Raw genomic sequence first — 12,290 nt, 5'->3', positions numbered from 1 at the left:
GTTTTATACTTTAAGATCAGCCTCCAGTCCTATCAAATCTTTATTTTTATCCAGAATCGGCTGGACTTCATTGCTGATGAACTCCTCTGTCTGGATCGGTGCGAAACCTATAAAGTTTTTAGGATCTAAAACTTCTTTTAATTTTGATTTATCTAGTTTTAAAGAATCATCGTTTAAGATTCTTTCAATAAGGTCATTTTCTTTGCCTTCCTCTTTCACCTTCTTGGAAGCTTCCATAGAATGAACTCTGATCACTTCGTGAATTTCCTGACGATCACCGCCGGCTTTCACTTCTTCCATGATGATATATTCCGTGGCCATGAAAGGAAGTTCTTCCATAATATGCTTGTTGATTCTGTTTGGATATACAACGATTCCATTCATGATGTTGTTCCAGATTAACAGGATGGCATCAACAGCAAGGAATGCCTGAGGAATCGTCAGTCTTTTGTTCGCAGAATCATCCAAAGTTCTTTCAAACCACTGGGTAGAAGCTACCATCGCAGAACTTGTCGTCAGGGACATTACATATTTTGCCAAAGCTCCGATTCTTTCACTTCTCATTGGGTTACGTTTGTAAGCCATTGCTGATGAACCGATCTGGTTTTTCTCGAACGGCTCTTCAATTTCTTTAAGATTTTGAAGAAGACGCAAATCATTGGTGAATTTATGAGCAGACTGCGCAATATTTCCTAATAAAGCCACTACTTTAGCATCAATTTTTCGGTCATAAGTCTGACCCGAAACACCGAATACTTTTTCGAAACCAAATCTTTTTGAAAGTTCTTTATCTAAGTGCTTTACTTTGGAGTAGTCGCCATTGAAAAGCTCTAAGAAACTTGCAGCAGTTCCTGTAGTTCCTTTTACTCCTCTGAAACGAAGTGTTTCCAGGAAGAAATCCAGCTCTTCAATATCAAGAACCAAACTCTGTAGCCAAAGTGTAGCTCTTTTTCCAACAGTAGTCAGCTGAGCCGGTTGGAAATGGGTAAACCCCAGGGTAGGAAGATCTTTATACTGAATAGAAAAATCTGCTAAGTTTTTCATCACATTAACCAGCTTTTTCTTTAAGATCAAAAGCCCGTCACGGATCTGAATAAGGTCTGTATTATCTCCTACAAAAGCCGAAGTAGCACCTAAGTGGATAATTCCTTTTGCCGAAGGCGCCACATCACCATAAGTGTGAACGTGAGCCATTACATCATGACGGAATTTTTTTTCGTACTCAGCTGCTTTATCGTAATCGATGTTTTCGGCATTGGCTTTCAGCTCAGCGATCTGTCCGTCTGTAATATCAAGACCTAAATCTTTTTCAATTTCAGCCAAAGCTATCCAAAGCTTTCTCCAGGTACGGAATTTGTTATTATGTGAGAAATTAAACAACATTTCTTCACTGGAATAGCGCTCTTCCAATGGATTTTTGTAGGAATTCATTCTTTCTTTTACTTTTAGATGTACAAAAATACGGATTTTCAGTGAGAGATGAAAATTGTGAATGCTGTTTTAAATTTTACTCAAAACTGATCCTTTATTCTGGGTTTTCAAAGAGATTAAAACCTGTTTTTTGAAGACTATTTATTAATTCTAAATATATAAAAAGCCGTTCTTCGAACGGCTTTGTTGTTTGTTTTGGGCAAGGATCAAATGCTACAGAGCAAGTCCGCACTCTGACCCTACAGGAATACATTTCCTCACGAATGAACACCAGAAATAACCTGGTAAACACATAGGAATACCTCCCTGAACTGTTTTCAATTCTTGTTTTGTAAGTTTTTTTAGATTTTTCATAATACTATTTTTTTGTTTTTTCCTACTTATCAGCTTTTCGGATTTCGCTATAATTTGGTTATACCAATATACATTTTTTTAGTTAAAAGTATAATTTAATCTTAATTATTTATTTTTTTCAAAATTATCAAAGAATATTTTTAATTGAAAACATATCAAAACCTGTCAGCATTTCATAAAAAAGCCGCTCTTTCGAAGCGGCATGTATATTATAAATTGAGATTTATTGATAAATCACAACATTGTCTTTTTTAATCTGATATCCTTTTTTCTTAAAAGGAACTAAAACATAAGCTTCTTTAATATAGCTTCCACTTTTCCACATTTTACTTTTTCCTGCTCTCTCAAGGATAATGCTTTGTGCATTTTCATAAGGAATGAAAACTTCAGCTTTTTTCATATCCTTACTAAAAATAACAGCTGTCATTGAAGTGTAACTTTTATCTGAGCTTATTTCTTTTAATTTAATTTTCTGTTCGAAGACCCTCACACAATCATTTTTGATTTGTGAATACGTATAGCCTGCGGAGCCTTTACAGCCATGAACGTCTTTATCACCTCCTAGAACCGGCGATTTTTGTTGGGCAAAGGCTAAAAAACCGAGGAACATTGTGCACAATAAAATAGTTTTTCTCATATTAAAATATTAATGGTTAAGTTTTTATACAATAACAATAGTAAAAAGGTATTAGTTAATCTAAGATACAAAAAAGCCACTCATTTTGAAAGGTTTACAACTATATTATTTAGTTATGTATTTCCTGGATATTATATTACCAGAATTGGTTCCGATCATAGTATACAATTTTCCAGGCCTCTAGTAAAAAATATGTCTTCGTAAAAATTAGACTCTTTATGCAATTAAGAAAAGAGACTGTCTTAGCGGACAGTCTCAATTGTACTTTTATAATCTGGATTTACTGATAAATCACAACCTTGTCTTTTTTAAGCTGATATCCGTTCTTTTTAAAAGGAACCAATACATATCCATCTTTTTTCCAGATTTTACTTTTCCCCGCTCTTGTAAGAATCAGGCTTTCTCCATCTGTATCCGGAACGAAAACTTCGGCTTTTTTCAAATCTTTACTGAAAATAACGGCAGCCATTGAGGTAGAGCTTCCTTTAGGGGCAACTTCTGTTAATTTAATCTTCTGCTCAAATACCCTTACACAATCTTTTTTGATTTGGGAATAGGTATATCCTGCCGAACCAATACATCCGTGAGCATCTCTGTCACCACCTTTGATCTGTGCGAATATAAAAGAGCCCAAAAACATTGCGCCAAGTAAAATCGTTTTTTTCATAATTATTATCTTAAAGTTATAACTGTGCTATTAAAAATCATGCCAAAAAGGAAAAGCCACTCAAAGAATGGCTTTAGCTATTATTATTTGGTCCAGTTGATTTTTGAGTGTTTCACATCATCAGAATTGGTTCCGATCATGATATCAAATTCTCCCGGCTCCCAGTCAAATTTCAATTCTCCATTATAGAATTTCAAGCTTTCTGGTGTAATATCGAAGGTTACTTTTTTAGATTCTCCTTTTTTCAGGAAGATTTTCTGGAATCCTTTCAGTTCTTTTACCGGTCTTGTCATACTTCCTACCATATCTCTGATATACAGCTGTACCACTTCGGCTCCGTCATAGTTTCCTGAATTGGTAACCGTTACTGAAGCCTGAACGGTCTGATTTCCTTTTGGATTAGGATTGGAAACTGACATATCGGAATAACTGAATTTAGAATAACTCAGGCCATAACCGAACGGATATAAAGGTGTATTACATTCATCCATATAATTGGAACGGAATCTTTCGTATACACATTTATCGACTTTATCCTGACTTAGCGGACGTCCGGTATTTTTTGCATTATAATAAATCGGAACCTGTCCTAAGCTTCTTGGGAAGGTCATCGGAAGTTTTCCTGAAGGATTTACTTTTCCGAATAAAACATCTGAGATAGCATTTCCCGCTTCGGAGCCGGCAAACCATGCGTTCAAGATAGCATCAGGCGTATCTTTCACATTGGTTAAAGCTAAAGGGCGTCCTGTATAAAGTACCATCGCTATCGGCTTTCCGGTCTTTTTCAGTTCATTTAATAAATCAACCTGAGACTGAGGAATGGTAATTTCTGTTCTTGATGAAGACTCACCGCTCATTTCCGCAGATTCTCCAATTGCCAAAACAATAACATCTGCTTTATTGGCTATATCAACAGCTTCTTTTAATAACTGTTCTTTGGAACGGCTGTCTCGGTCTGTCTTTTTACCATGAGCTGCATAAATATCTTCTAATTTGGCATCGTAATCAATGTTAGCACCTTTTGCGGAAAGGAATTTCACTTCTTTGCCATAATTAGCCTGAAGACCCTGTACTAATGACACTGAAGCTGCATGTTTTGTAGCAACGCTCCAGGTTCCGGCCATATTCAGAGAGTTATTTACCAATGGACCGATAACGGCTACGGTACCGGATTTTTTCAGTGGCAATACCTGATTCTCATTTTTTAATAAAACCATAGACTGAGCTGCTGCACTTCTTGCCACATTACGGTTCTCCATATTGTAAACCTCTTTTGCAGCCAGTTTCGCATCACCGTAACGGTAAGGATCGTCGAATAATCCAAGGTCATATTTTGCTTCAAGAATTCGTCTTGCTGCCATGTCAATCTCAGCTTGTGTAACTTTCCCTTCATTCAGAGACTTTTTAAGAGTCGTTAAAAACCCTTCTCCTACCATATCCATATCTACTCCGGCTTTCAAAGCTAAAGCTGACACCTGCTGAAGGTCTCCCATTCCGTGTTCTGTCATTTCATTGATCCCGGTATAATCGGTCACTACGAAACCTTTGAAATTCCACATTTTTCTGAGTACATCGGTTTGCAGCCATCTATTTCCGGTTGCCGGAACTCCGTCTACTTCATTGAAAGAGGCCATTACAGAAGCTACTCCAGCATCTACAGCGGCTTTATAGGGCGGAAAATATTCATTGAACATTCTCACATGGCTCATGTCCACAGTATTATAATCACGGCCAGCCTCACCTGCACCATATAACGCAAAGTGTTTTACACAGGCTAAAATGGTATTACCAACAGAAAGGTCTTTTCCCTGATAGCCATAGACCATATTTTTAGAAATTTCACTTCCTAAATAAGGATCTTCTCCGGAGCCTTCGGAAACCCTTCCCCATCTCGGTTCACGGGAAATATCCACCATCGGCGAGAAGGTCCAGTTGATCCCGTCTGAAGAAGCTTCTTTGGCAGCAACTCTTGCAGACTGCTGTACAAGGTTCATATCCCAGGAAGCAGCAAGACCCAACGGAATCGGGAAAGTGGTTTCGTAACCATGGATAACATCCATACCGAAGATCAAAGGAATTTTCAGACGGCTTTTTTCCATAGCGACTTTCTGAACTGCTTTGATCTTTTCAGCTCCTTTTATATTGAATAGTCCTCCTACTAATCCCTGTTCTACTTTTTTTCCGATGTCTGAACTTTGAGCCTGCCCTGTTGTAAAATCTCCGGAAGTAGGCAAGTTGAGCTGGCCAATCTTTTCATCTAAAGTCATTTTAGACAAAAGATTTTCTACGAAAGCCTTTCTTTTTGCCTGATACTGGGCTGTCTGATAAGACTGAACCGGCTTTGTTACCATTTCCTGTGCGGAAAACACGGGAGAAAGCGCTAAGGCTGCAAGTACAATTAACTTTTTCATAAATCTATCTTCTTAAATTATAGTTCTAATTTTATTGTTTACTGGGGTGTTTTTTGTTGATAACGCAAGTGCTAGTTTTTCCAAACTTCATGTTTTAGGGCTCAAAATTGGTTACATTTTCATTTTCCGGCCTTTTTTAAACATATATAATTCTTAGTTCTTCACTATTTATCCAATCTCTATTCTCCTTTTTTCTTAGACAGCATCCATTCGTACAGTTTAGGGTCTGAATAGGTGGAATCCCAGGAATTATGATTGTCATCGGGAAAAATAGTTAATGTAGCCGTTGGGTTTACTTTTTTTAAAGCCTGATACATTTCTATCGAATTCATTGGAGAAACGACATCATCATTCCCCCCGTGAAAAATTTTTACAGGCAACTGTTTAAACCGATCAATATTGGCTCCCATTACTCTGTCTGCCGGAGCACATACAGGAACTACCGCTGCAAACATTTCCGGATGTTCCATAGCTAATTTCCAAGTTCCCCAGCCTCCCATCGAAAGTCCTGTAAGGTAAATTCTTGAGTCATCAATTTTATATTTTTTCTGAATTTCTTTGATCAGGTTATAAACCGTTATGGTATCCCACCATGAATCTGCAGGACACTGTGGTGCCAGAATAGCTACGGGTTCCTTGATCAGGTTTTTATAAGTAAACGGACTGTGCGCCTTGACAGCTTCAAGATTATTTCCTCTTTCTCCAGAACCGTGAAGGAACACGATCAGGGGAACGCTGCCTTTTTCCTTTTGAGGGTAATCGAGAATGTAGGATATTTTCTCTGTCCTTTTAATTTCTTTATTGAGCTCTGCTTTTATTTCCTGGGCATTCACCTGTAATGAAAATGCAAGGAGTAAAAAAGGCAGATGTTTCAGTTTTAATTTCATATTGTTATTCGATTTTGGCTAATTGTTTAAACGAACGAAAGCTTTCTCGATTGAATATAATTTATTATTGAATAAAAATAGCATTTAAAAATCAGATTATTTGATTCCGTACTTCTCGGACTGGAAACTTAATTTTTTAAGCCCCTGCTGAATCTCGGGTGCATTCATAAATAATTTCCAGAGGAATCCGGTTCTGTAGTTTTCAATCATAGGCGCTATTGTTCCCTGATCTATGGCTAAATACCTTGGTGTAAACCAGTTGTTGTAATTCACTGACGTTGCATCATAAGGTCCTGCCGACCCAATAAATTCCGGTTTCTGGGTATATAGGAATCTCAGAAAGTTCATAGATTCTTTTGGGGTGTACGGAAAGCTGCTCAGTGCTGCGGTAGGTGTGATCACGCCATTGTCATTGGTTGGCATATGAGCGGTGTATCCTGTACTTCCGTCTTTATTTCTTGTATAACCGGCTGTCAGTCCCCAGTAGTTTGGGCCGTAACCTTTCCACTGTTTTGGATTTTCAACGCAGTATTTATAGTCGATAAGGACTTGATTTTTGTTTAAATCAAAATAATTTTTCACGAGTTTATCAGAAAGCCCGGTAGGATCCAGACCGATATAGGAATATTGTGACCAGAAAAGCGGTCCGCCGTATTCTTCGGCATAATTGTGTTTTACATACAGAGGAAGTCCGTATTTTGTTTTATCTGTAAGGTATTTCCCGTTTCTCGTCCAGCCTTTGTAATAGGTTTCGGCATCAATAGGATGTGTAGGTGATGAAGCGGCTAAGATGTAGGTAATCAGACATTCATTGTATCCTTCCAGCGGAAAATTCATTTCCCACTGATATTCCGGTGACCAGTGCCAGTACAGGACTTTTTCACCTCCTTTTGTATACCAGTTCCATTGAATTCCTTTCCAAAGCTCATCGCATTTTGAGGCAAGAGCTTTTTCTTCTGTATTCCCGTTTTTAAAATATTCGCGTACCATCAGGATTCCTGAGGTCAGAAATGCCGTTTCAACGAGGTCTCCGCCGTTATCTTTCTTTCCGAAAGGAACTGTTTTTCCTGTTTCTCCGTTGATCCAGTGAGGCCAGGCACCTTTATGACGATCTGCTTTGGCAAGGAAATCCATCATATGGGTCAGCCTTTTTACAGCTTCTTGTCTTGGGATAAAACCTCTCTCTACTCCTACCAGAAGCGTTGCCAGTCCAAATCCTGAACCACCTGTAGTCACTACATGTTTGTCATTATCCGGATAAATATTGTCTTCGTGATAGCGCTCTCTTCCCAGCATGGATGTTGGTTCAGCATAATCCCAAAAATATTTCAGGGCATCTTTCTGAACCCTGTCCATGAGCTGTTCATCGGTGATGTTACTTTTCACAGCGTTGGCTTGAGCAGTTTCCTTTTTTAATGTCTGAGAATTTTTGCAAGAATATGCAAAGAATAAAGATGCTACAGCAATTGATAATACGGTCCTTTTCATGAAATCTTTTTTTTACCTGGTTCAACTAAAAGAAGAGGAGAACTTTCATTCTCCTCTAAAGTTTATGGTTTATTTTTAATAACCGGGGTTTTGGGTAAACACCCCTCCACTTTCGTTCATAGCATCCAGCGGAATTGGGAAAACCTCGTTTTTTCCAGCTTTGAATCCGTAAGGAGCCAACACTGTTGCTGCCTCACCAGTTCTTACAAGGTCTACAAAACGATCACCTTCTAAAGCCAGCTCTACTCTACGCTCGTGCCATATTGCTGCACGCAATGCTGTCTGAGTGGAAGCTGTTGTTCCTAAAAGATCTGCTCTGTCTCTGACTTTATTCAGATTGAGTATAGCTGTAGCAGTGTTACCCAATTCATTTGCTGCTTCTGCATTTATTAAGAGAATTTCTGCAAAGCGTAAAATTCTAATATTCTGAATAGATCCATAGCCACAAGAATTATTATTGAGTGCTTTAGGTACATAAATTTTCTGATTGTAGGTAGTAACCGATTGAGGATCACCCATTGCAATCAAATCTCCTTCCGGTGTAGTTTCTCCATTTCTCAGAATGGTTAATTCTTTACGGATATCTCCCGGCTCAAATGCATTTTCCAATGACTGAGAAGGGGTAAAGAATCCCCAGCCAAACTGGTTTCTTACTCCCTGAACTTCAGCATACTGGCTACCTCCAAACTGTGCTGAACACTGGCAGTTAACTTCAAATACAGATTCTGATCCAAATTCACCCGCTGGTCTGAATAAATGGTTAAAATCCGGATCCAAACTATACCCCATTCCAATAACCTGATTAGACGTGTCGTACGCCTTTTGCCAATCCTTTTTATAAAGATAAACTTTGGAAAGCAGTCCCAATGCTGCTCCTTTTGTCACTCTTCCCAAATCTGCTGCCCCATAGCTCTGAGGAAGAACTGACGCTGCTGCAGTAAGATCTGAAATTATAAAATCATAAACCTCATTTACAGAATTTCTTGGTTTCTTATAATCCGCCTGAACACCATCATATATAGGAACTCCACCATAGATTCTCACTAAATTGAAATAGAAATATGCTCTCAGCATTTTTGCTTCTGCAATTAATCTGTTTCTCAGCGTAGTGTCCATATTGATATTAGGAACATTTGTAATCACCTGGTTAGTTCTGTTTACAGCCTGCCACTGCCCAATCCAATATCCTCTTACTCCTTCATTGCTTACGGTGTAGGTGAAATTATCATACTCATTGATAAATGAGGAATCTCCGGGATTTGATCCTTTTAAAACATCATCTGCGGGTACTCCAAAAACAAATTGATAAGGAAATGCTGAATTTTCCCAACTTCTGAGAAAACTATAAATAGCATTGGTTGCGTTCATAGCATCCTGTTCTGTTGTAAAGAATGTAGATGCTTCAATTTCTCCTTCTTCTTTTATATCTAAAAAATCATCATTGCAACTAGCTAAAAGAGAAACTAATGCGATTGACAAAAATATTTTTTTCATAAGTCTTCTAATTAAAATGTTAAATTCATACCGAATGTATAGATTGCAGAAATAGGATAGATATTTTGATCAACACCCATTTGCACTCTGTCCGTATTCATAATCTCAGGAGAAAAACCTTTGTACTTAAAGCTTGTCCATGGGTTCTGTGCACTTAGGTACAATCTCAGTTTAGTGATAGACATAGCACTTGTAAAGGCTTTCGGCAGGTTGTACCCGATCTGGATGTTTCTGATTCTGATATAGCTTCCACTTTCCACATAGAAACTACTAGGCAGAATTACTGACTGGTTATTTGTTGTCAGTGCATAGCTGTTAGACGATCCTTCTCCCCTCCATCTGTTATTATAAAAATCTAAATCCCAATTTTCATTTCCGAAACGCTGTTCACGGTTATAGTTATAGATTTTATTACCGAAAACTCCCTGGAAGTCAATAGCAAAGTCAAAATCGTAAATATTCATATTAACACCAAAGCCATAAGTTCCTTTAGGAATAGGATTTCCTAAGAATGTTTTATCTCGTGTGTCAATAACTCCATTTCCGTCCAAATCTGCAAACTTAAACCATCCTGCTTTTGCCAGCCCTCCATTTTGTCCTGATGCAACAGCTTCAGCATCTGTTTGAAATACTCCTGTTACCTGATATCCATAGTAAGAACCCACAGCCTGACCTTCCTGCAATCTGATAACGGAATTACCAAATAAACTTGCTCCTGCCGCTAAATATGAATCACGATATACTGAAGTGATTTCATTTTTTAATGCAGTATAATTACCATACACTCCTATACCAATATTTTCATTAATTTTAGTGTTATAATTTATAGAAGCTTCAAATCCTCTGTTATTGAAAGAATAGGCATTTGTAACAAAATCATTCCAGTTACTCGCACCGGAAACTGTTCCCTGAACAATACCATATACAACATCTTTAGAATCCTTACTAAAATAGGTAGCATCTATTTTCAGTTTATTATTGAATAAAGCCATTTCCAAACCGACATCTCCACCAGAGGTAGTTTCCCAGCCAATGTTCGGATCTATTATTTCGTCAATAGTTTGTGCTGGGTACCCAGTATTTCCATAATAGGCACCGCCGGCAATGCTGGAAACATTTAAAGTATATTTTCTTCTTATGTTAGGATTTCCCAATTTACCATAGCTTGCTCTTAACTTCAAAAGATTGAATGTATTTTGCTCACTCATGAAATCTTCTTTAGTTACTACCCATCCTACGCTAACTGCCGGAAAAATCTTGTTTCTATCATCTGCAGAAATCTGTGAGGTTCCGTCTCTACGGATAGAGGCATTCAAGAGGTATTTCCCTTTATAATCGTAATTCAATCTTCCAAAGAATGATTCAATTCGGTATTGATCCTGATTTAGATTTAAATCTTTTCTGTCATTGTTATAAATCACAACATTCGTTCCGTTGCTTATACTTAAAGATTCGTTTGTTCCGTCATAAGGTACATTTTGTGCTTCGGCATATGTTTCAGCATAAGAATTTCTTGTTCTGGAAAAACCTGCCAACACTTCAAAATTATGATCCCCAAAACTTTTTTTCCAGGTCAGGGTATTATCCCAAACATAATTTCGATCTCTGGAATCCCTCGTAATTAATTTTGTTGGTTTTTGGTCTGATACAGGAACGTAAGTAAGCGTTGGCGAATATTCATATTTATTTGTATTAATATTATCCGAAGTATAGCTAACCCTTAACGTGAAGTCTTTCAGGAATTTGTATTCTCCCCAAATATTATTCAGCAACCTTTCCTGTCTGATCTGTGAACGGAATAAATCCAGCTTGGCTCTCGGATTAGGTATAGAATATCCATTGAAAAACTGATAATCTCCTGTTGTAGGATTCATTGTTGAAAATATCGGAGGAGCGGTATAAGCATCTAATAATGGATTTTGTGCAGCATCCGTACGCATTTTCGAAAATGAAAAATTATTTCCAATGGTAATATTGTCCGTTATTTTGTAGGTAAGATTTAACTTTGTATTTAATCTGTTGAAGCCGCTTCCTGAGTTTATACCTCTTCCTGCAGCCAGATTACCCTCATCCTGCAAATTTCCGATACTTCCATAGTAATTCAGTTTTCCTAGATTACCGGAGGCAGAAAAATCATTTGAATTAATAATACTTGTTCTAAAAATTTCTTTAAACCAATTGGTATCTGCAGGAAAGTTTGACCTGCTTAAGAATTTTGTAGGATCAGTTACATTTTCATTTCTTAATTTTTCATTATATAATTCAATATACTGATCCGAATTAGCCATTTCTGGAATATTCGTTACTTTTTTGATGCCCAGATAGGAGTTAAAATTAAAAACAGGTTTCTTTCCTCTTCCTGTTTTAGTTTTTATAATGACAGCTCCGTTAGAAGCTCTGGCTCCAAAAATTGCCAAACTGGAAGGGTCTTTTAAAACACTCATAGATTCAATATCCTGAGGATTTAAAAAGGAGATATCATCAGTAATCATCCCATCCACAATGAATACAGTTTTACCTGTAAGTGATCCTACTCCCCTTATATCTACTCTGGGAGAGCCTCCGGGAGCACCAGAGTTAAGAATCTGCACACCGGACAACTTACCCTGTATAGAGCTTATCGGATTAGCATTCGGTTTATCAGCAAGATCTTTTGCTGTCACCAGCCCGATACTCCCTGTAACATTTTCTTTTTTCTGAGATCCATATCCGATCAAAACCACCTCCTCGATCTTCTGCTCTTTCACAGCAGTATCTTTCGGAGTAGTCTGCCCATTCACATTCATACCGAAGTATAAAACTGCAATGAGGCATGAATACTTTAAATCACGTTGTTTCATATAGTTCAATTTTATTCGTACAATCAAATTTTAAAACATGTCCTTCATGGTGGAGTTATTTAAATTCTCAAAAAAAGACAT

General features: G+C 37.6%; 9 protein-coding genes. All 9 read right to left on the bottom strand.

What is annotated here, in order from left to right; genetic code table 11:
- Window positions 1–3 precede the first annotated feature (3 nt).
- On the bottom strand, window positions 4–1,431 hold the full coding sequence (purB, locus tag J4Q03_RS02860) for an adenylosuccinate lyase (RefSeq protein ID WP_111954791.1): 1,428 nt from the start codon (window positions 1,429–1,431) through the stop codon (window positions 4–6).
- A gap of 213 nt (window positions 1,432–1,644) precedes the next feature.
- Window positions 1,645–1,785 (bottom strand): bacteriocin-like protein, encoded by a 141-nt coding sequence (locus J4Q03_RS02855; RefSeq protein WP_426046709.1) that lies wholly within the window; start codon window positions 1,783–1,785, stop codon window positions 1,645–1,647.
- Between the two features lie 223 nt (window positions 1,786–2,008).
- Window positions 2,009–2,422, bottom strand: coding sequence for a hypothetical protein (locus tag J4Q03_RS02850; protein WP_426046708.1), 414 nt, complete (start codon window positions 2,420–2,422; stop codon window positions 2,009–2,011).
- A 280-nt stretch (window positions 2,423–2,702) separates the two neighbouring features.
- Window positions 2,703–3,089, bottom strand: coding sequence for a hypothetical protein (locus J4Q03_RS02845; RefSeq protein WP_426046707.1), 387 nt, complete (start codon window positions 3,087–3,089; stop codon window positions 2,703–2,705).
- Window positions 3,090–3,172: 83 nt separating this feature from the next.
- The gene (gene bglX / locus J4Q03_RS02840) at window positions 3,173–5,500 is read right to left on the bottom strand and encodes a beta-glucosidase BglX (protein WP_426046706.1); all 2,328 of its coding nucleotides are present in this window, start codon (window positions 5,498–5,500) and stop codon (window positions 3,173–3,175) included.
- 179 nt (window positions 5,501–5,679) lie between these two features.
- Window positions 5,680–6,387 carry a prolyl oligopeptidase family serine peptidase gene (locus tag J4Q03_RS02835; RefSeq protein WP_426046705.1) on the bottom strand — a complete coding sequence of 236 codons (708 nt, stop codon included), beginning with the start codon at window positions 6,385–6,387 and terminating at the stop codon, window positions 5,680–5,682.
- Between the two features lie 96 nt (window positions 6,388–6,483).
- Window positions 6,484–7,875 (bottom strand): glucoamylase family protein, encoded by a 1,392-nt coding sequence (locus tag J4Q03_RS02830; RefSeq protein ID WP_426046704.1) that lies wholly within the window; start codon window positions 7,873–7,875, stop codon window positions 6,484–6,486.
- Window positions 7,876–7,950: 75 nt separating this feature from the next.
- On the bottom strand, window positions 7,951–9,369 hold the full coding sequence (locus J4Q03_RS02825) for a RagB/SusD family nutrient uptake outer membrane protein (protein ID WP_426046703.1): 1,419 nt from the start codon (window positions 9,367–9,369) through the stop codon (window positions 7,951–7,953).
- Between the two features lie 11 nt (window positions 9,370–9,380).
- Window positions 9,381–12,209, bottom strand: coding sequence for a SusC/RagA family TonB-linked outer membrane protein (locus J4Q03_RS02820; protein ID WP_426046702.1), 2,829 nt, complete (start codon window positions 12,207–12,209; stop codon window positions 9,381–9,383).
- Window positions 12,210–12,290: the final 81 nt, after the last annotated feature.

Origin of the sequence: Chryseobacterium sp. NFX27 (genome assembly GCF_049887855.1) — a bacterium.
GTDB lineage: Bacteria > Bacteroidota > Bacteroidia > Flavobacteriales > Weeksellaceae > Chryseobacterium.
This window is presented reverse-complemented; position numbering and strand designations above follow the sequence as displayed.

Bases quoted from the DNA above. Each gene is read 5' to 3' on its own strand.
- purB (WP_111954791.1), bottom strand. From the start codon at position 1,431: ATGAATTCCTACAAAAATCCATTGGAAGAGCGCTATTCCAGTGAAGAA.
- J4Q03_RS02855 (WP_426046709.1), bottom strand. From the start codon at position 1,785: ATGAAAAATCTAAAAAAACTTACAAAACAAGAATTGAAAACAGTTCAG.
- J4Q03_RS02850 (WP_426046708.1), bottom strand. From the start codon at position 2,422: ATGAGAAAAACTATTTTATTGTGCACAATGTTCCTCGGTTTTTTAGCC.
- J4Q03_RS02845 (WP_426046707.1), bottom strand. From the start codon at position 3,089: ATGAAAAAAACGATTTTACTTGGCGCAATGTTTTTGGGCTCTTTTATA.
- bglX (WP_426046706.1), bottom strand. From the start codon at position 5,500: ATGAAAAAGTTAATTGTACTTGCAGCCTTAGCGCTTTCTCCCGTGTTT.
- J4Q03_RS02835 (WP_426046705.1), bottom strand. From the start codon at position 6,387: ATGAAATTAAAACTGAAACATCTGCCTTTTTTACTCCTTGCATTTTCA.
- J4Q03_RS02830 (WP_426046704.1), bottom strand. From the start codon at position 7,875: ATGAAAAGGACCGTATTATCAATTGCTGTAGCATCTTTATTCTTTGCA.
- J4Q03_RS02825 (WP_426046703.1), bottom strand. From the start codon at position 9,369: ATGAAAAAAATATTTTTGTCAATCGCATTAGTTTCTCTTTTAGCTAGT.
- J4Q03_RS02820 (WP_426046702.1), bottom strand. From the start codon at position 12,209: ATGAAACAACGTGATTTAAAGTATTCATGCCTCATTGCAGTTTTATAC.